We start from the raw sequence: 19,832 nt of genomic DNA, 5'->3' as shown, positions 1-19,832 counted from the left end.
TTACACTCTGTCATGCTATAGCGATAACTCGTATTTTCATTAAATTTTGGAATCACGGTGTCCGACGAGAGTGATGTAGAAAAAACAGAAGAGCCCACCCCCCATAAAAAGCAAAAAGCCAAAGATGATGGGCAAATCGTTCGTTCAAAAGAACTTAGCTCGCTAATGATGATGTTAGCAGGCGTGAGCTTGCTATGGCTAAGTGGTGGACATCTGGCAGCACAGCTTCGGCAAATAGCTCGTCAGGGCTTTATTTTTGATGGTCATTACTTACAAAACACAGGTTTGATGATCAGCTACTTAGGACGTGTTGTCAGCGAGGCTTTATTTGCCTTATTCCCCGTGATTGGCGGGTTAGCTTTGGTTGGCATTTCTGCGTCATCGTTAGTGGGTGGGCTCGTTTTTAATAGCAAGTTGATTAAATTTGATTTGAAAAAGTTAAATCCAATCAAAGGGCTTAAACGTATTTTTTCGATGAATGCGTTATCTGAGCTATTTAAAGCAATTTTAAAATCGTTATTTGTGGGGTTGGGGGCGTTTATTTTTCTTTGGCAAAGTTGGCCATCATTACTGCATTTAGTGATGGAATCACCGGTTACGGCGCTAAGTAATGCACTACAGAAAGTCATTTTTGCCGGATATTTAATTGTGTTTTTGCTTATTCCAATGGTGGCTTTTGATGTTTTCTATCAGTTTCGCTCCCATTTAAAGAAATTGCGCATGAGTCGTCAGGAAATTAAAGATGAATTCAAGCAGCAAGAGGGTGACCCGCAGATTAAAGCCAAAATTCGCCAACAACAGCGTGCGATTGCACGTAACCGAATGATGGCGGATGTCCCAAGTGCGGATGTGATCGTCACTAACCCGACACACTATGCGGTTGCCCTTAAATATGACGACAAAAAAATGGGGGCGCCAAAAGTATTAGCAAAAGGTGCGGGCGTATTGGCTCAGCGCATCAAAGAAATTGGTGAAGAGCACCGAATATTACAGTTAGAAGCACCGCCGCTTGCTCGTGCGCTATATCGCCATGCGGAGATAGGCCAAAGCATTCCTGTTGCATTATATGCTGCGGTTGCAGAAGTTTTAGCATGGGTTTACCAATTGCGCCGCTGGCGCCGTGAAGGTGGGCTCAGACCAAAAAAACCGAAAAATTTACCAGTGCCACCGACGCTGGACTTTGCTGGAGATAACAATCGCGATGGCTAATTTGGCTTCATTATTAAAATTGCCGAAAAATTTACAGGGAACGCAGTGGCAAATACTCGCTGGACCGGTTCTTATCTTATTGATTTTGTCGATGATGGTTTTGCCATTGCCGGCATTTTTATTGGATTTACTGTTTACCTTCAATATTGCACTTTCTATTATGGTGCTATTAGTGGCGATGTTCACTAAGCGCACATTAGACTTTGCTGCATTTCCAACTATTTTGCTATTTGCAACCTTATTGCGCCTTTCTTTGAATATCGCCTCGACGCGAATTATTTTGTTAGATGGCCATACAGGGCCAGATGCAGCTGGACGAGTTGTCGAAGCCTTTGGTCATTTTTTAGTGGGTGGTAACTTTGCCATCGGTATTGTGGTGTTCATTATTCTTGTACTGATTAACTTTATGGTTATCACTAAGGGAGCGGGGCGTATTGCGGAAGTGGGTGCTCGCTTTGTGTTAGATGGTATGCCGGGTAAGCAGATGGCCATCGATGCCGACTTGAACGCAGGTATCATTACGGATGATGAGGCGAAAAAACGCCGTGCAGAAGTGACTCAAGAAGCGGATTTTTACGGCTCAATGGACGGTGCGAGTAAATTCGTCCGAGGGGATGCGGTTGCGGGGATCATGATTATGGTGATCAACGTGGTTGGCGGGTTAATTGTCGGTGTTGGCCAGCACAACATGTCTTTGGGGGATGCGACAAGCGCGTACACCTTGTTGACGATTGGTGATGGGCTGGTGGCGCAAATCCCAGCACTGATTATCTCAACGGCGGCTGGTGTTATTGTAACGCGAGTGGCAACAGATGAAGATGTGGGTGAACAGATGGTCACTCAACTTTTCAATAACCCACGTGTTATGTGGTTGAGTGCCGGGGTTCTTGGTTTAATCGGCCTGATCCCCGGAATGCCAAACTTTGTTTTCTTACTATTTACCGCAGCATTAGCCGCCCTTGGTTGGTATTTAGTGCGTAAATCCCAGCAGCCTGAAAGCGCGACAGGTGATGGTAGCCAAGCACAACATTTCCAAGAAGCGAACAAAGTGGTTGAGGCCACTTGGGATGACGTGCAACTGGAAGACTTATTAGCAATGGAAGTCGGTTACCGGTTGATCCCCTTAGTGGACAATGAACAACAAGGGGAATTATTGGGCCGTTTACGAGGTTTGCGCAAGAAGTTTGCTCAGGAAGTCGGTTACTTGCCACCTGTCGTACATATTTGCGATAACCTTGCGCTTTCCCCTTGCGAGTACCGCATTTTAATTAAGGGGGCTGAAGTCGGACGTGGAGAGGCTCAACCCGGACGCAGCCTAGCCATTGACCCAGGAAATGCGGCAGGTTCATTACCCGGTGATACGACGAAAGAGCCGGCCTTTGGTTTACCGGCTATTTGGATTGATGATGATTTACGTGAGCAAGCCCAAATCCAAGGGTATACCGTGGTCTCTGCGAGTACCGCTGTTGCCACTCACTTCAATCAAATTTTACTGCAAAATTCCAGCACCTTATTTGGTCGTCAAGAAGCACAAATGTTGTATGACCGAGTGAAAAAAGAGATGCCGAAGTTAGCGGACGACCTGATCCCGGATACTATCTCATTAACTATTTTGCACCGAGTTTTACAAAATTTATTGATGGAAGATGTGGTGATCCGCGATATGCGTACCATCATTGAGACATTAGCTGAAATGGCGGGGGAAAATGGTGAGCAAAAAGACACTGACTACCTGACGTCACAAGTGAGAATTGCATTAGGTCGAGCCATCACTCAGCAATGGTTTGGCAATGCTGAAGAAATCCAAGTAATTGGCTTAGATGCGGGCCTTGAACAAATTTTATTACAAGCGGCTAAAAATGGCGGGGGTTTAGAACCTAACCTTGCGCAGTTTATTCAAACCCAAGCAGAGCAAGCAGTTTCTCACCAAGAAGCCATGGGGGCGCCTACTGTGCTGTTAGTTAACCACGGATTACGTTTAATTTTATCGCGTTTCTTACGTCGCAGCTTACCCCAGTTAGCGGTGATGTCGAATTTAGAAATGACTGACCACCGTAAGATCAGAATGACGTCAATGATCAGCGGCAGTTAATTCTATCGGTATTATTTACCATTTAGCTACAGTATTAAAAAGAGGAAAATTGCCGATAGAATACGGTAATTCTCCTCTTTTTTTATTCCATGACTTTGCTTAATTAGGATATACTTTCGTCTTAACCATGGTAATTTTTACTATAGTAAAAATTATGGTGGACTATGGATGGCAATCTACAAGACAAAAATGTTTAAAAATAGTGCAAAAAAGATACGCCTAAGTGACTTTGAATTGTTCAATGCTGCAATGGATGTATTTGCAGGTCGGTATGAAGCAGACTTAGGCGGTGGAGTGATTAAAAAACGTTTACCTCGACAAGGTAAAGGAAAAAGTGGGGGGATCAGGACAGTTATTTTTTACAAGCAAGGTCGTCATTTATTTTTTGCAGATGCCTGGTTGAAGTCCCACTTAAAGTCGAAAAGTACCAAGGAAATAGAGGATGATCTCCTTGAATCTTATAAGGATATTGCGAAAGCCCTATTGCAGGCGGATGATGCCCAAATAAATATGATGTTAAAAGCAAATCTGTTGATGGAGGTTAATTGTGAATAATAAACTTAATGAGTTGCTACAGTTTGCTCAAGAAATGGAAGCAATTGGTGGTGCTGATGGCACCGCGGCTCGCCGTATTGAGGCGCGGATAAAAGCACAAGAGCTTAAGAAAAAATTCACCAATCCTAAGCCTATGACAGGAGAGGACATTAAACGTATTCGTGAGCAAAATAATATTTCTCAATCTTCTCTCGCTTTGATATTAAATATGACCAAAGAAAGTGTTTCCAAATGGGAAAGAGGGGAGATTAAACCAAATGGGGCAGCATTAAGGCTACTTACATTGATTGATGAAAAGGTGTTTATTATCTAAAACATGAAAGGGTAATCCTTTGTAGTTTAAAAATACAAAACACACCTTAAATCGAAATTTTCTTACCTAATGCAGGGCGCTTTGACTCTAAACCATCAGCACCATAAGTAGATTGGTTATTATGCTTTTTCACGAAATTTAGGCGCTGAGCATTCAACTCAATGTGCAATTGCAGCATCTGGTGATTACGATAATTCAGCTCTTTTAGTTCACTAGTTAAGGTCTTAATAGCTTCCCATACCCCAGCTAGTGCGCCATGACTCTCATAAGGTGCACTGACTTCTGCCTGTGTTTCTAATGCCAAGCGATTTGTTTCACCGTGGCCAATCGCAGCAACCAGAAAACGTTTTTGCTCAGTAGTTTCCTGAAAAGGCGAAGGTGGCACACGGTGATAACCTAATAATAACTCTTCATTTTTCATTACTATCTGCAATGATTGCAAATGAGAGAGTTGTTGCTCAAGTAATATTAGTAATTCGTCAGTCATGATGTTTATTTTTATTTCATTGATAACATGCATTCATGGGCATCACGTAAAATGCCATCAGCAATTTTTCCAGCGTCCATTTTTAAGGTGCCATCTTTAATAGCTTGTTTAATTTGTTCAACTTTAGCACTATTAATGTCGCTTGCTTGTGGCTGTAATAACTTCTTTTGCAGCTCACTAGGGACAAATGAACTCTCTTTAACGATTTCATTTGTAGATACTTTTCTGTCGCGCATCGGGGCAGCCGCATCTTGTGGGTCGCGGTTTGTCACCTGAGTTAGCGCAGAAATTGCAGATGTTTGCTCAATAGCCATAATATGTTTTCCTATTCCCGATTTTTGTCATATGTGAGTTATCGGCTTATATTTATGAATCTTTAGTGTCTATAGTGTTACAAAATATTGCATCATTCACCAGCTATACTCGTCATACTTCAAGTTGCAGCGTTGTTGACTGCGCTCAGCTAGCCGAATCACATACTCATGTATGCTCATCGGTCTATCTTCACTTGTCGCCTAGCTGCAACTCGAATTATTTAGAGTATATACTCGTATTACTGCAAGTTGCAGCGTTGTTGACTGCGCTCAGCTAGCCGAATCATAGACTCATGTATGCTCATCGGTCTATCTTCACTTGTCGCCTAGTTGCAACTCGAATTATTTAGAGTATCAATGGGATTATCTTTATCTTAATACCACTTGAACACTGCCATTTTCTAGCGCTTCCCCATTCACTACTTGCCCATTTAACAAGCGGACTCGGGTATTTTGGCCAGCAGTGGCATTATTAATCGCGCGACCTTCATATTTCACTGAAAAATTATCACCATTGGCGAACACAAATACCGTTTGTCCCGCTTTTATTGCCCAAGGCTGTCTTGTCATTGATTTTGTGAATGTTTGCCCGGCAGGAATATTACGCAGGGCTATCGCACCACGTAGCGCGATTTTATCAGTGCTTGCACCTGCGGGGAGTTTATGTAATAAGCCCTTCTTGGTGCCGATATCGACAAATTGTATTGATTCCCCTCTATTTATATTACGTGTTGCCACGTAATACTGGCCTGTCACATTCACGGTAAGCTGAATAAACTGCTTTTTCTTACCACACTGTATCGGTAGGGAAACATTACCCATATTGCGCCCACCAACTGGGGGGTTGAGCTGGGGGTTTTCACAAGTCGGCCAACGCTCAATCGGCGTTTTAATCTCAATTGAAACTTGCTTGCCTTTACCATGAATTTGTCGAAAGTATTGGTTGATATTTTGAGGTAACGACGCTTGAGAAAGCGTTGGAGTAAGTCCTAACAAGCTGATTACCAAGTAAAATGGCAATTTCTTAGCGTAATTCATCCCTTTTATCTCCCCCAGCAAACAAACTTTTTCACGATTGCAGTTTACGCAGCTCTGTAATAACGAATGAGCCAAATAGGTCAATTATTTTGCCTTTATCTCGCCATTAGAATTTTTCGTAGGCCGCTAAGATATGCAGGTCGAATTTTAATTTTTACTCGCGAACGTTCAAATCAGGGATCGCGTTATCTCCATTGAGGGCCACTATGATTGATAAATTAAACGCCACGTTTGCTTTCCAGCAACAGGCTTTGTCAATACGCGAAGCAAGGCAGACCGTATTAGCTTCAAACATTGCTAATGCCGACACACCCGGCTACCAAGCACGTGATATTGACTTTAATCGTCAACTTCAACAAGCCATGGATAAAGGTGTGGTAGGGGGAAAAGGTGTGACTCTTGCTGTCACTTCAAAAGGGCATATCGAAGGGCGAGGTGGCAAAGCCCCCAATATTGACCTGAAATATCGAGTTCCTTACCAAACCTCAATGGATGGTAATACGGTAGATATGGACATTGAACGTAGCCAATTCGCAGATAACACCCTGAAATATCAGGCCGACCTTACATTCATCAATAGCCGCGTCAAAAGTATGTTGGCTGTCTTACAGCAAGGGTAATCTTCATGGCTTTACTGAGTATTTTTGATATCTCTGCATCCGCATTGACCGCGCAATCTCAACGCTTGAATGTCAGTGCGAGCAATATGGCAAATGCAGAAAGTATTGCAGGGCCTGATGGCCAACCATACCGTGCAAAACAAGTGGTTTTTCAAATGGCACCACAAGGGCGCCATGAAGTAGGTGGTGTGCGTGTGAGCGAGTTGATAGAAGACCCTACGCCACCTCGTATGGAATATAAGCCCGGCCACCCGTCAGCGAATGAAAAAGGCTATGTGCAAATGCCAAATGTCGACATGGTCGGTGAAATGATCAACACCATTTCAGCTTCCCGTAGCTATCAAGCCAATTTAGAAGTGATGAATACAGCAAAAACCTTGCTGCAAAAGACACTCACAATAGGCCAGTAAGGGAGCGTTTTCATGGGAATTGCAGCCACAATGTACGACCCTTTGGATAATACGACCGCTGGCCCTGAGCCGTCTGCGAGTAATGTGCCAAAGAAAAGTCAAAGTGACGATATGCGTGACACTTTTTTAAAAATGATTGTCACGCAAATGCAAAACCAAGACCCAACCAAGCCAATGGAAAACACGGATTTAACCAGCCAATTGGCGCAAATAGCCACGCTTGAAAGCATGAATAAACTCAGTGATAGCGTGAGTGGTATTTCCCAGCAAATTGGTTCAGGTCAGTCATTACAAGCCACTCAGCTGGTTGGTAAGGGGGTGCTTATTCCGCGCAATGAAATCATCTTAGCACCGCTCAAAAAAGAGAGCACAGGTGAAGACAGCAATGTAACTAAGCCATCAAACCCGCTTCCAGATGAAGGCATCAGCCCAAATAGCCCTTCAACTTTTGGACTGAGTAATAAAGAGGCTATTGAAGGTGAAGATGGCGGTGAAGAGCCACAATCTGAATATATTTCTTCGCCGTTTGGTTTCTTTTTACCGAAATTGGCAGACAAAGTTGAAATTACTATTCGTGATAAAAACCGAATGGTTGTGCGAACCATTACCTATGATACGGAAGTTAAACCCGATATCTATGATATGGCGTGGGATGGTCGTGATAACAACGGAAACTTAGTCACAGATACAACAGGAAAATATTACTTTGATGTGAAAGCCGTCAGTTCGGGGGCTGAAATCGAAGTCACCAAACTGGGGTATACCCGTGTTAACGGTGTGACTCCAGGGGCTGACGCACCATTACTTGATGTTGGCATTGGGCAAAGTGTCCCGCTGAGCAGCATTTTCAAGGTTTATCCATCTTCTTAATTTACCCCCAATACTCATGGAGAAAATATGTCTTTTTCACAAGCAGTCAGTGGCTTAAATGCAGCCTCAGCGGGGCTTGATTCAATTGGTAATAATATTGCCAACTCCGCAACAAATGGTTTTAAAGGGGCGACAACCTCATTTGCAGATATGTTTGCAGGTTCAGGTGTTGGCCTCGGTGTTAATGTGGCCGCGGTGACACAAAATTTTAAAGATGGCCCAATCACGCGTACTGATAGAGCGACAGATGTTGCTATCTCCGGAAATGGTTTTTTCCGTGTACAAGACCAAAACGGTGATACTTATTACAGCCGAGATGGCCAATTCTTACGTGATAAAAGCGGTAATCTAGTGAATAACCAAGGTATGGTGGTCACAGGTTACCCAGCGAGTGTCGATGAAAAAGGCAATGTTACCATTCAAAGTGGTGGTGTACCTGAAGGCTTGAATATCCCAACGGATATGATGGATGCAAAAGCATCGGAGTTAGCGAAATTAACCATTAATTTGAATTCAGAAGACAAAATCAAAGATAAAGCTTTCGATGTTGATAATCCTGATGATTCCGCGACTTACAATTTCAGCACAACCATGACGGCGTATGATAGCCAAGGTAACACGCATGAAATCTCTGTTTATTTTGTAAAAACAGCGGACAACAAGTGGGCGGCTTACGCTAAAGACGCGAATGACACTGCAGCAACTAAGCTGGGGGATATGTCATTTGATGGTAACGGAAAATTGGTGACAGAAACGGTAACACCAGGCCCGAACCCAGGTGATGACCCTGTTGTAACGCCAATAGAAACAACGTTTGATTTTGCATACAAAGGGCTAAATGGTGCAAATGATGGCACTTTAAAAGTTGATTTAGGGAAAACTCGTCAACAAAAAGTCAGTGAATCTTCCGTCAGCGCGATTGATGTGAATGGTTATCCTGCTGGTGAATACACCACCTTTAAAATCGAAGATAACGGTTTGATTACTGCTAACTATTCTAACCAGCAAAAACGTGTGGTTGGCCAAGTGGCGTTATCCGCTTTCGCAAACCCAAATGGTCTGGTATCCCAAGGTGGCAACGTTTGGGCCTCATCCAACGCCTCTGGTAACCCAATGGACGGTGTTCCGGGTGTCGGCCAGTTTGGTAAATTAACCAGTGGTGCATTGGAATCCTCTAACGTGGATATGAGCCAAGAGTTAATCAGCATGATTGTGATGCAGCGTAATTACCAATCAAACGCGCAAACCATCAAAACACAAGATCAGATGTTACAGACGCTGGTTAACTTACGATAAAACAAGAGGGTGGCCATGGATCACGTCATTTATACCGCGATGGGGGGAGCGCGTCATGCGCTGGAAAACCAAGCGATTGTTTCAAATAACATTGCCAATGTGTCAACTGCAGGCTTTAAAGCGCAATTGTCCGCAATGCGTGCCGTACCGATAAATGGTGACAGCGAGCAAACCAGAACGCTGGTGGTGGCATCGACTCCTGGTGCTGATATGAGCCAAGGGCCACTCAATTATACGGGTAAACAAACCGATGTTGCGTTAAACGATAAGCATTTTTTGGCTGTTGAGTTAGCCGATGGCACAGAGGCTTATACCCGTAACGGTAACATTCAAGTATCTAGCGAAGGTGAACTTGTCATTGGCGAGCGCCGCTTACAAGGTGATGGTGGGCCGATTAACGTTCCGCCAAATGCAGAATTAACCATTGGTGCAGACGGGACAGTTACCGCACTTTTAGCCACTGACCCGCCAACAATGTTAGGGCAAATCGGGCGTTTAAAAGTGGTTGAAGCGCAGCCTCAAGACTTGATCCGCGGTGAAGATGGTTTGTTCCATTTATCACCACAAGGGCAAGCGGCAAATGGCAATGCTTTACCACAAAGTGAACGAGGAATTGTCACCGCGGGAGTCATTGAAGGCAGTAATGTCAATGCCGCGGAAGCGATGGTTTCTATGATTGCCAATGCAAGGCACTTTGAAATGCAAATGAAAGTTGTCCGCAGTGCTGATGAAAATGCACAACGGGCGAACCAACTGCTCGTTGTTAGCTAATTTCACAAAGGAATTATTATGATCCGCTCATTATGGATTGCCAAAACAGGGCTTGATGCTCAACAAACTAACCTTGATGTTATTTCCAATAACTTAGCCAACGTTAGTACGAATGGTTTTAAACGCCAACGTGCTGTTTTTGAAGATTTAATGTACCAAAATATTCGCCAACCGGGTGCCATGAGTTCAGAACAAACTTCGTTACCATCTGGTTTACAAATGGGTACAGGTTCACGCCCTGTTGCCACAATGCGTATTCATGCGCAAGGCGCATTAAATAAAACGGGAAATACCAACGATATCGCTATCAGAGGCCAAGGTTTTTTACATGTGCAAATGCCGGATGGTACAGATGCTTATACTCGTGATGGGGCATTACAGCCAAACCAAGATGGCCAGTTAGTGACTTCAAGTGGTTATCAAATCGTTCCTGCGATTATGATCCCCGATAACGCGAATAGCTTGTCAATTGCGCGTGATGGTACCGTGACTATCACCGTATATGGCGATAACCAACCACAGCAAATTGGCCAAATAACATTAACCACCTTCATTAATGACGCCGGTTTGGAAAGTATGGGTGAAAACCTATATATGGAAACCGCAAGTTCGGGCGCACCAAATGAGAGCGCACCAGGTACTAACGGTGCCGGTTTACTTTATCAACATATGTTAGAAACCTCTAACGTTAACGTGGCAGAAGAGTTGGTTAACATGATCCAAACTCAACGTGCTTATGAAATCAACAGTAAGGCGGTATCCGCTTCTGACCAAATGTTACAGCGCTTAACGCAATTGTAATTGGTAAAAAATACGTAAAAATAACTCATTGCGATAGTGATGAGTTATCAATGAGAGGGATCTCTTCGTGATGATAAAACGTACACAGCAGCAAAAGAGTAACATGATGATTGAAAGCGGCACGATTTCTCAACAGCAAAAAGCAGCGTTGCTAACGCGTTTCATAGCGCCTAAACAGGCAGGGTTACTTGCCGTTTTGGTCTTAGTTACCAGCGGTTGTGCACAAATCAAATCGCGTCCATTAGTGGACACACAAACCACTGCAATTCCAACAGCACCGACAGCACCTGCACCCAATGGCTCGATATTTCAAAGCGCGCAACCCGCTTATTATGGTTATCAACCGTTGTTTGAAGACAGGCGCCCTCGTAATGTTGGTGATATTTTAACCATCAATTTGCAAGAAAACGTGAGTGCGAGCAAAAACTCCTCTGCGAATGCCAATCGTAGTGGGAAAACAGGTTTCTTAGCTGCGATCTTACCGGGTTTCATGCAAGGGTGGATTGGCGGTAAAAACACAGAATTAGATATTAAAGGCAACAGTGACTTTAGCGGCAAAGGCGGTGCCAATGCCAACAACACCTTTAAAGGCACCATCACTGTCACAGTAGACCAATTATTGGCGAACGGTAACTTACATGTGGTTGGTGAGAAACGTATTGCGATAAACCAAGGTACTGAGTCGATTCGTTTCTCGGGAGTGGTTAACCCACGCACTATCGGTTCAGACAATCATGTGAGTTCGACACAAGTCGCTGATGCACGTATTGAATATGTGGGCGACGGCTACATTAACGAATCGCAAAACATGGGATGGCTACAACGCTTTTTCTTAAATGTTTCGCCTTATTAATTAAACATTAGCGAGAAAACAGCCGAGATAATTCAATGAAAAACAAAGTATTAATTTTGCTATCACTATTTTTTTGCTTCGCTTTTTCAGGATACAGTGAGCGTATTAAAGATTTAACTACCGTTCAAGGTGTGCGAGATAACGCGTTGATTGGTTATGGTTTAGTCGTTGGTCTGGATGGAACAGGTGACCAAACCATGCAAACGCCGTTTACCACACAAAGCTTGAATAACATGCTATCACAAATGGGGATTACGGTTCCGCCGGGTACCAATATGCAATTAAAGAATGTGGCAGCGGTCATGGTCACCGCGAAATTGCCTCCTTTTGCACGTACTGGGCAGTCCGTAGATATTGTTGTTTCCTCAATGGGTAACGCAAAAAGCTTACGTGGTGGTACATTGCTGATGACCCCCCTAAAAGGGGTTGATGGGCAAATCTATGCAATGGCTCAGGGTAACATCTTAGTGGGTGGTGCGGGTGCTAGTGGCGGTGGGAGTAGTATTAAGGTCAATCAACTCAACGGTGGCCGCATTACAGGTGGAGCAACTATCGAGCGAGAATTACCGAGCAGTTTCGGGCAAAACGGTGCGATTAACCTGCAATTAAACGAAGATAGCTTCACATTGGCACAAGATATTGCTGATGCAATTAACCGTATGGGCGGTATGGGAACTGCATCGGCGTTAGATTCAAGAACGGTACAACTACTGGTGCCAGCTAATAACCGTGACCAGGTGCGTTTTTTAGCCCGGGTACAGGAACTGAATGTACGTGCGCCAGTGGCTGAGGCGAAAGTAATCCTCAATTCACGTACGGGATCTGTGGTGATTAACCGCAGTGTCACTTTAGATAGCTGTGCTGTTGCACACGGCAGTTTAGCGGTTACGGTAGAAAGACAAACTCAAGTTAGCCAACCGGATACCCCATTTGCGGGTGGGCAAACCGTAGTGACTCGTAATACCAATGTTGGGGTGCGTGATCAAGGTGGGGCGCTGCAAAAAGTCAACGCAAGTGTGCAATTAAATCAAGTTATTCAAGCGCTGAATACACTAGGTGCAACACCAAACGACTTGATGTCGATATTACAAGCGATGGAAAGCGCAGGTTGTTTACGCGCGAAACTGGAGATCATCTAATGAGTGATATGCAGCTATTGCAAGGTGCCGCATTTGATTTACAGTCACTGGGGCAGTTAAAAGGTGAACTGAATAAAAATTCGGAGCAAGGGCTGCGCCATGTCACGCAGCAACTTGAGGCAACATTCGTTCAATTGATGCTAAAAAGTATGCGTGACGCACTCCCACAAGATGGCTTATTTTCCAGCGACCAAACACGCATGCTGACCAGTATGTATGACCAGCAAATCGCCCAAGATCTTTCGCAAAAAGGTTTAGGTTTTGGGGAAATGATGTACCAGCAGCTTACTCGAGACCAACACACTTCAAGTGAGCCAACATCCAACAGCCTGCTACCGTTAGATGAAAAAACAGCGCAATCATTACCGCCATTTAATATGGAACAAATGATGCGCCACTTTGCACCAATGGGCGATGCACTATCGGCACCATTCCAAAAAATCAAAGTATTATCGCTTAACAGCAGCAATTTTATTAGTCGCTTAATTGGCCCCGCAAAAGCTGCGAGTCAAGACAGCGGTATTTCACATTTTCTGGTCTTGGCACAGGCAGCATTAGAAAGTGGTTGGGGTCAGCGAGAAATTCTGAAGTCAGATGGAAAAACCAGTCATAACTTATTTGGGATCAAAGCGGGAAAAAACTGGCAAGGGCCTGTCACGAATATTATGACAACAGAAGTGATTAACGGCAAAACCATCAAAATGCGTGATGATTTCCGCGTTTATGGCTCTTATGAAGAGGCGATTGCGGATTATATCAATCTATTGACAGAAAATCCGCGTTATAAAGATGTCAAAAAAGCGCCGACACCAGAGATTGCTGCGCGCCGTTTACATCAAGCAGGATATGCCACAGACCCGAGCTATTCGGACAAATTGATCACCTTGATTAATCAAATACGTGGTCATCAACCAATAGGTAGTCATTCTGCTTCAAGGGCTGTACAGGCTTATACCATAGATTTGAACGATATCTTCTAAAAATACGGAATTATTGGGAGTTTGGACTAAACAATTACGCTGAATTTCCGATAACCAAATATGCTCTAAATAATTTGAGTTGCTATCGCTTTCATTGTGTCAGCCAATGGTGGCGATAAGCACCCAGAACAGGAAAAGCTTATGCTGAACAATGTAATGAATAATGCGCTCAGTGGTGTGAACGCTGCACAAGGCGGGTTAAGTGTTATTTCTAACAACTTAGCCAACGCCGGTGTGGGTTACTATCACCGCCAAAGTGCTGTTTTCGGGGAGAATCCCGGTACGATGACACCTAATGGCTATTTTGGTAACGGCACTTATTTCAGCCATGTTCGCCGTGAGTTTGATGAATTTATCAATGCGCAGTACAGCCAATCCCGCGCACGTAGTGGCGACTATGAGGCGTACGTTAAAAATTGTAATAAAGTTGATGATTTGCTTACTAATGATATTGAAGATATCTCAAGCAATATTGGTAGCTTTTTCACCGCGTTAGATGCCGCTACCAGTGATGCAAGTGACAAAACGTTGATTGACGTTTTTTTAGGCAATTCAAATGCATTACTAAGCCAGTTTAAAGAAGCGGATCGTCGTTTGCAGGAAATGGAACGCGATACCAATCACCAGATAGAAAATAAAGTAAAAGACATCAATATCTACGCTGAAAAAATTGCCGGCTTAAACCAGCAAATTTCACGGATCCGTTCAGTAAGTGGTTCAGAGCCAAACGATTTATTAGATGTGCGTGACCGTTTAGTTAATGAAGTTAACTCATTAATTGGTGTGAAGGTTATTGAGCAAAACGGTAACTATAACGTGACTTTTGCCAATGGGTTACCGCTAGTCACGGGGGAGAAAGCTAATCGTCTGGAAGCGGTTCCGTCTTCTAAAGATGATAGCCGTTTTAGCATTGGTTTTGTTGGTGCTAATGGGCAAGTCCGTGAAATTCCTGACGAATCATTTCGTGGTGGGGAACTCAGTGGTATTTTGCGTTCTCGCCAAGAAGTCATGGACCCGGCTTATCAAAAACTCAATAAGTTAGCATTAGTTTTCGCGACTAAATTCAATGAAGTACATAGCAAAGGTTATGATGCCAACGGCAACACGGGCAAAGACTTCTTTGAAATTGGTAAAGGTACTGTTGTTAGTAACACCCATAATAGTGGCAAAGCGGACTTTGATCTCAGTTATAGCGATGTGTCTAAAGTCACAGGCAATAACTACGAAATGCGTTTTGACGGCAGTGAGTGGAATGTCACTCGTTTACCAGAAGGTATCAAAGTACCTGTGGATTCAAATACGGCAGGTACACTGAAATTTGATGGTTTAGAAATCAAAATCAGTAATAGCACGGGTATGTCAAAAGGTGACTCATTTCTGGTGAAGCCAGTGAGTGGTGTGATCAACGGTATGCAGACCTTGGTCAGCAATGCATCCGATTTTGCGGCAGCGGGAAGCAAAGACAGTGGCCCTGGTGACAATGAAAACATTAAAGAGCTGGTTAAATTACAAGACGAAAAACTGATTGATGGTAGTTCTACGTTTTCCGACTTCTATGCAACGCTAGTTAATGATGTGGGTAGTAAAACCAAGCAAGCGCAAATTGATTCAGAAACACAGAATAAGATGACCGAGAGCTTCTATGAGCAAGAACAAGCTATCTCGGGTGTGAATATGAATGAAGAAAGTATTCAGATGCAGAAAATCCAACAGTTTTTCAATGCCAATGCGCAAGTGCTAAAAACGGTGGATGATTTATTTAACGCATTGATGCGTGCATTCTAAATATTAGCGATAGAATAAGGATTTAGCGATGCGTTTAAGTACCAATATGATTTATCACCAACGCTTGCAAGACATGAACAGTGCGCAAGCGCGTTGGATGGATGCAGGGAGCCAATTAGCTTCTGGTAAGCGTGTAAGCAAACCCTCTGATGACCCGCAAGCATCTTCGCAAGCGGTGCGGATTAATCAGTCAGAAAACCGTAACCAACAATATGTAGCCAGTCGTGGATTTGCTAAAACGGGAATGACGTTGCAGATGAGTATTTTGACTCAGATGACAGATGTGACGACGCAAATCGATACCACGATTATTCAGGCATCAAACCAAGGCACTTTAAGCGATAAAGACCGCAATACTTTGGCTGAGCAGCTAACGGGTTTAAAAGAGCAATTAGTGGCGTTAGGTAACTCGACAGATGGAAATGGTCGGTATATTTTTGCGGGTTTTAAATCAGATAAACCGCCATTTGAAATTGATGCTAGTGGTGAAGTGCTCTATCACGGCGGTGATAAAGCCATTATGCAGAATGTGGCGAGTGACCGTGAGATGACAACCTATTTCACCGGTGCACAAGTGTTTGATACAGACAGTAATGGTGTGGTCAATATTTTTAAAGCATTGAACACAGGTATCGAATCACTGAAAAAACCATTACAAGGTGCATCTCAAGCAGATATAGACCAAGCGCAAGCAGAGTTGGGTGAAGCGAACAGTGCCATCAAATCCGCATTAGATCAAATTTCCAATATTGAAGCTAAGCAAGGTTTGCAGCTACAGGAAATTGATAAATTAGACTTTTTAGCTGACACGCGCTCTATTCAAAATGCGGCCCGTAAAAGTGAGTTGTTAGAAACCAACTGGACTGGCACCACCACAGATTATTATAAAGAAAAAGCGATGTTTGAAGCTTCACAAAGTATTTTTAAAGACTTAAACAGCATGTCACTTTTCGGCAGCCGTTAATTATTTAATATTATTTTTACTCACCGCGCTTTGGAGTGATCCAAGCGCGGTTTTTTTGAGCTTTAAAAATGCTATGTTAGACAATATGTTATAGGTTTGATGTAAAAAATTTGAATTAATGTTTTATTACGCAATAAACTTTAATAATTAAATGATAATATGTATTATTCTCATTTGAGTGTTTTGTGATATAGGAGATTTATGCGAGTTTTTAAGGTAAATACTAAATGGGTTTTCACTATTATTGTTTTATTAGGAGCTATTCCTTTAGCTGCAATATGGCTAAATGTGTTCTCAAATTCTACTGTAACTAATATTAATAACTGGTTGGGTGAGTTACCTGTAATTTACTCAGATAAATTTCCAAATGAAAGCTACATGTCAGCATTATATTGTAAAATAACTCCTTTAATTTCTGTGTTATATTACATACTTATGTGGAACTCTATAGAAATAAAAAAAGAACACTTTAAGTTATACAATGATGGAATTCTCACGCTAATTTTTGGTTATTTAAGTTCTATTTTTATTATCGGTATAATGACATATATAAATTATTTCTTAGATTATAATATATCATCTGGAAATAGAAAATTAAGTTCAATCTCTGCATTCGAATTTACTTCTTTCATTTATTATTATGCGATTTTTATTTCTATATTCATTGTTACTTGTTTGGCCATAAATGCATTTATATTTTTACCTGTAAAATATAAATTAAAAAGATGGGGATAAAATTTCCCCTTTCTTTCTTCTAGAATTTAGTTAGCCAAGGGAATAAGCTCTTTGTTGACCGCATCAGCAAAGTTAGCATCAATAAAAGATGTAACCACACTTGTTAGTACAATAGTAGCTACAGAAATGGCTGTTGCTGAAAGGGTAAATGGTAATAATAAGCTTAAACTTCCAGCGGTAAATGCTAATACAATTGGTGTTGCTACTCCAGCTAAAGCCATAGCTTCAACTTCTAAAAGTAAAGGTTTCCAGTCACCAGTTTCAAAACCTTCTTCAACTTTGTTTTTTATTTTATCAAATTTTAAAAATTTATCAGCAATTTTAAAGGTAGTTCCTAATTTATATAAATTTTCAGATAATTTTTTTCCGTCAACTGCCTTAATCGCTTGAGTTATGGCGGGGAGATCTTTTTTATGGATGTTAAGATAAGGATTGCTGAGTGATTTTCCTAGAATTCTTAATGCATCATTTGTGTTTTTTATTTTTTTACCTTTAAATGTATTTAATTCATTAATGATTTTATTAGATGTAGACTTATATTTATCACCAAAAAACTTAGATGCTTTTTCACCTACATCTGTCATTATTTCTGATGCAGATTTAATTGCCTCATTTGTTTGTAATTTTTTAATCTCATTTTTAACTTTACTCTGAATTTTTTTAAGTCATTATCAGCTTGACTTCTAGCTATAGCTTCATTAATAAGGGTATCTAATGCTGAATAACTTTCAAGATCTTGAGGCATCTTCTTGTAAAACTTTTTAGAAGCATCATTGAAGTTGCCTTTTTTAATTGCCTCTATCATTTTTGGGTAGTTTTTAATGTTTTTAGTGCCACCTAAAGTATTTAAGTACGTTAAAACCGTAGCCGTTTTAGGGTTTATTTTACTAAATATTGTACTTTTAATATCCCTGTCAATGTATTGAACCCTCCCATTCGCCACTCTTCTATGTAATAGATCAAATAGGTTCATATACTTTGAGAACATTTCATTTCTAATTTTTTTAGTAGGAATAATACCATTCTTATGAAGGGTATTAGCGAGTTGGTTTTCTACTTTATTACGGTATTCATCATAAACTCTAACGAATGGAACACCAACACCCATACTTTTTACCATTGCCTTCTTTACATCTTGCTCATTGGGGCTTTTTAATAATTCCTCGCATAGTTTTCTGAAATAAATACATTTCGGCTCACCACATACAGGGCAGATCATGTCAGGTTTCATGCAATATACATTAGCAGCATCACTTAACGAAATATTACCATGTGCTGTGGGAGCGATTCCATCGTATATCAAATTATCACGGAAACTACTATGTGGGGTAACTACCATTACATCATTCATCTGATTTCCTCTTTATGAAAATATAAATAAATTACAATATTTAAATACATTCATTAAAGAAATGAAACAATACACAAAATATAATGACACTTATTAAAAAATTATATTTTTAAATAAATAATTTTTTATTTTGTTTATTAAAATATTAATGAGAAGTCAATGATGTGATAGAATGGCTATTGTGACATGTTCAGAGCGACACTGGCATATAAATTTACTTGCGAAAATAAATTAATTTTATACCTAAATTTTAGTTAGGTTTAGTATTGGGTATTTACTGAGACTGTCATTAGATAGTTTAGAAATGTATCAAATAATAGGTGATATTTACAACTATACTAGTTGCTTTTAATATAGACTACAAATAGGAAATTAAATCAGTTTTTCTTGGGCTACTTTAATTATCAAATTCGAAAAATTACTTTGATAATAAATTAATCATTAATTAATTGATTAATTATCTATTCTCAAACAAACAAATTAAACATCAATGATAGCTGCTCAAATGCTTGGTGGATAAGCCGTTCCGTGTAGCGGGGAAGTATGGAAATAATCAACCCTAACATACTGATACCGATGGTTAATGTAAGGGGGAAACCTACCACAAACACGGATAGCTGTGGGGTCATTCGGTTTAGAATACCGAGAGCAAGGTTAAGAATGAGAAATAGTGTAATGAACGGCAGTGCTAGCATTAACCCATTAATAAATATAGTGTTAGCAAATTGAACAAACACCCAAAAACCATCGCGATTTAATGGTGCGGTTTGAATTGGGATAAGTTCAAATGAATTGACCAGAATATAAATAAGCCACAGGTGCCCATCGAAAGCGAGAAACAATAAAATGGTGATGACGTTAAATATGCGCCCTAAAATCGGCATATTAGGTCCACCGGTCGGGTCAAAAAAGGTGGCGAACGATAACCCCATTTGCAAACCAATCACTTCTCCCGCATGGCGCACGGCAGCAAATGCCATTTGCATTGTGAGTCCCATCGCAATACCAATCACCATTTGCTGTACGATAACCCATAGCCCCATGGCAGAAAATAGGGGAATATTTACGACAGGAAGTTGTGGGGAAACAATCAAGACGACAAAAAAAGCCAATGCGACACGAACTTTGGTAATTGCCTGTTTTTCATTAAAAAAGGGCGCTGTACCAAGCAGCGCCAAAAGGCGTATGAAAGGGTAAAAACCTTGGCTTAGCCATAATGTGAGAGTTTCGCTGGTAATGGTTAGCATTG

At 41.5% G+C, this 19,832-nt stretch carries 22 protein-coding genes; 16 read left to right on the top strand and 6 right to left on the bottom strand.

The features are described from left to right. The first annotated feature begins 57 nt into the window (after positions 1 to 57). The 4 genes from flhB to PSF09_RS01700 all read left to right on the top strand — a co-directional run bounded on the left by flhB (position 58) and on the right by PSF09_RS01700 (position 4,169). Positions 58 to 1,209: a flagellar biosynthesis protein FlhB gene (gene flhB, locus PSF09_RS01715; protein WP_272665205.1), complete on the top strand. Its 1,152-nt coding sequence runs from the start codon at positions 58 to 60 to the stop codon at positions 1,207 to 1,209. Further along, positions 1,202 to 3,301: a flagellar biosynthesis protein FlhA gene (gene flhA / locus PSF09_RS01710; protein ID WP_272683382.1), complete on the top strand. Its 2,100-nt coding sequence runs from the start codon at positions 1,202 to 1,204 to the stop codon at positions 3,299 to 3,301. Before flhB ends, flhA begins: the two co-directional genes overlap by 8 nt. Before the next feature lie 168 nt (positions 3,302 to 3,469). Then, positions 3,470 to 3,856 (top strand): type II toxin-antitoxin system RelE/ParE family toxin, encoded by a 387-nt coding sequence (locus PSF09_RS01705; RefSeq protein WP_272683381.1) that lies wholly within the window; start codon positions 3,470 to 3,472, stop codon positions 3,854 to 3,856. Then, positions 3,849 to 4,169, top strand: a complete 321-nt coding sequence (locus PSF09_RS01700) for a helix-turn-helix domain-containing protein (protein WP_272683380.1) — start codon at positions 3,849 to 3,851, stop codon at positions 4,167 to 4,169. The genes PSF09_RS01705 and PSF09_RS01700 overlap by 8 nt, the downstream gene beginning before the upstream one ends. 46 nt (positions 4,170 to 4,215) lie before the next feature. Here the strand turns inward: PSF09_RS01700 and PSF09_RS01695 are convergent, their stop codons facing one another. From PSF09_RS01695 to flgA, 3 genes are all read right to left on the bottom strand, one after another. Then, positions 4,216 to 4,656 carry a flagella synthesis protein FlgN gene (locus PSF09_RS01695; RefSeq protein ID WP_272665202.1) on the bottom strand — a complete coding sequence of 147 codons (441 nt, stop codon included), beginning with the start codon at positions 4,654 to 4,656 and terminating at the stop codon, positions 4,216 to 4,218. An 11-nt stretch (positions 4,657 to 4,667) separates the two neighbouring features. Next, positions 4,668 to 4,970 carry a flagellar biosynthesis anti-sigma factor FlgM gene (flgM, locus tag PSF09_RS01690; RefSeq protein ID WP_272683379.1) on the bottom strand — a complete coding sequence of 101 codons (303 nt, stop codon included), beginning with the start codon at positions 4,968 to 4,970 and terminating at the stop codon, positions 4,668 to 4,670. Positions 4,971 to 5,339: 369 nt separating this feature from the next. Further along, on the bottom strand, positions 5,340 to 6,008 hold the full coding sequence (gene flgA / locus PSF09_RS01685) for a flagellar basal body P-ring formation chaperone FlgA (RefSeq protein WP_272665200.1): 669 nt from the start codon (positions 6,006 to 6,008) through the stop codon (positions 5,340 to 5,342). A 206-nt stretch (positions 6,009 to 6,214) separates the two neighbouring features. On the opposite strand from flgA, the gene flgB reads away from it, so the two are divergent. From flgB to cui, 12 genes are all read left to right on the top strand, one after another. After that, a complete protein-coding gene (gene flgB, locus PSF09_RS01680; protein ID WP_004255669.1) occupies positions 6,215 to 6,628 on the top strand; it encodes a flagellar basal body rod protein FlgB in 414 nt (137 codons plus the stop codon). Between the two features lie 5 nt (positions 6,629 to 6,633). Next, a complete protein-coding gene (gene flgC / locus PSF09_RS01675; protein WP_004909868.1) occupies positions 6,634 to 7,038 on the top strand; it encodes a flagellar basal body rod protein FlgC in 405 nt (134 codons plus the stop codon). A 12-nt stretch (positions 7,039 to 7,050) separates the two neighbouring features. Continuing rightward, a complete protein-coding gene (locus PSF09_RS01670) occupies positions 7,051 to 7,908 on the top strand; it encodes a flagellar hook assembly protein FlgD (protein WP_272665199.1) in 858 nt (285 codons plus the stop codon). A 27-nt stretch (positions 7,909 to 7,935) separates the two neighbouring features. Further along, positions 7,936 to 9,204 (top strand): flagellar hook protein FlgE, encoded by a 1,269-nt coding sequence (gene flgE, locus PSF09_RS01665; RefSeq protein ID WP_272683378.1) that lies wholly within the window; start codon positions 7,936 to 7,938, stop codon positions 9,202 to 9,204. A gap of 15 nt (positions 9,205 to 9,219) precedes the next feature. Further along, the gene (locus PSF09_RS01660; protein ID WP_272683377.1) at positions 9,220 to 9,975 is read left to right on the top strand and encodes a flagellar basal body rod protein FlgF; all 756 of its coding nucleotides are present in this window, start codon (positions 9,220 to 9,222) and stop codon (positions 9,973 to 9,975) included. An 18-nt stretch (positions 9,976 to 9,993) separates the two neighbouring features. Further along, positions 9,994 to 10,776, top strand: coding sequence for a flagellar basal-body rod protein FlgG (gene flgG / locus PSF09_RS01655; RefSeq protein ID WP_004909875.1), 783 nt, complete (start codon positions 9,994 to 9,996; stop codon positions 10,774 to 10,776). A 70-nt stretch (positions 10,777 to 10,846) separates the two neighbouring features. Beyond that, positions 10,847 to 11,629, top strand: a complete 783-nt coding sequence (locus tag PSF09_RS01650; protein WP_371031807.1) for a flagellar basal body L-ring protein FlgH — start codon at positions 10,847 to 10,849, stop codon at positions 11,627 to 11,629. Between the two features lie 35 nt (positions 11,630 to 11,664). Then, positions 11,665 to 12,768 carry a flagellar basal body P-ring protein FlgI gene (locus tag PSF09_RS01645; protein ID WP_272665198.1) on the top strand — a complete coding sequence of 368 codons (1,104 nt, stop codon included), beginning with the start codon at positions 11,665 to 11,667 and terminating at the stop codon, positions 12,766 to 12,768. Beyond that, on the top strand, positions 12,768 to 13,748 hold the full coding sequence (gene flgJ, locus PSF09_RS01640) for a flagellar assembly peptidoglycan hydrolase FlgJ (protein ID WP_272665197.1): 981 nt from the start codon (positions 12,768 to 12,770) through the stop codon (positions 13,746 to 13,748). The genes PSF09_RS01645 and flgJ overlap by 1 nt, the downstream gene beginning before the upstream one ends. A gap of 141 nt (positions 13,749 to 13,889) precedes the next feature. Then, entirely contained in the window at positions 13,890 to 15,533 is a 1,644-nt protein-coding gene (gene flgK, locus PSF09_RS01635; protein WP_272683376.1) for a flagellar hook-associated protein FlgK, read from the top strand. 28 nt (positions 15,534 to 15,561) lie between these two features. Next, on the top strand, positions 15,562 to 16,497 hold the full coding sequence (flgL, locus tag PSF09_RS01630) for a flagellar hook-associated protein FlgL (protein WP_272665195.1): 936 nt from the start codon (positions 15,562 to 15,564) through the stop codon (positions 16,495 to 16,497). 201 nt (positions 16,498 to 16,698) lie between these two features. Continuing rightward, a complete protein-coding gene (gene cui, locus PSF09_RS01625) occupies positions 16,699 to 17,232 on the top strand; it encodes a colicin immunity protein Cui (protein WP_004255638.1) in 534 nt (177 codons plus the stop codon). A 26-nt stretch (positions 17,233 to 17,258) separates the two neighbouring features. Here the strand turns inward: cui and PSF09_RS01620 are convergent, their stop codons facing one another. The 3 genes from PSF09_RS01620 to fliR form a co-directional block, all read right to left on the bottom strand. Then, positions 17,259 to 17,816: a colicin-like pore-forming protein gene (locus tag PSF09_RS01620; RefSeq protein WP_144141643.1), complete on the bottom strand. Its 558-nt coding sequence runs from the start codon at positions 17,814 to 17,816 to the stop codon at positions 17,259 to 17,261. Beyond that, positions 17,816 to 18,583, bottom strand: a complete 768-nt coding sequence (locus PSF09_RS01615) for a hypothetical protein (protein WP_272683375.1) — start codon at positions 18,581 to 18,583, stop codon at positions 17,816 to 17,818. The genes PSF09_RS01620 and PSF09_RS01615 overlap by 1 nt, the downstream gene beginning before the upstream one ends. A 467-nt stretch (positions 18,584 to 19,050) precedes the next feature. Next, the gene (fliR, locus tag PSF09_RS01610) at positions 19,051 to 19,830 is read right to left on the bottom strand and encodes a flagellar biosynthetic protein FliR (protein ID WP_272665192.1); all 780 of its coding nucleotides are present in this window, start codon (positions 19,828 to 19,830) and stop codon (positions 19,051 to 19,053) included. Positions 19,831 to 19,832 lie beyond the last annotated feature (2 nt).

The sequence above is a fragment of the Providencia sp. PROV141 genome (assembly GCF_028481645.1).
Taxonomy (GTDB): Bacteria; Pseudomonadota; Gammaproteobacteria; order Enterobacterales; family Enterobacteriaceae; genus Providencia; species Providencia rettgeri.
This window is presented reverse-complemented; position numbering and strand designations above follow the sequence as displayed.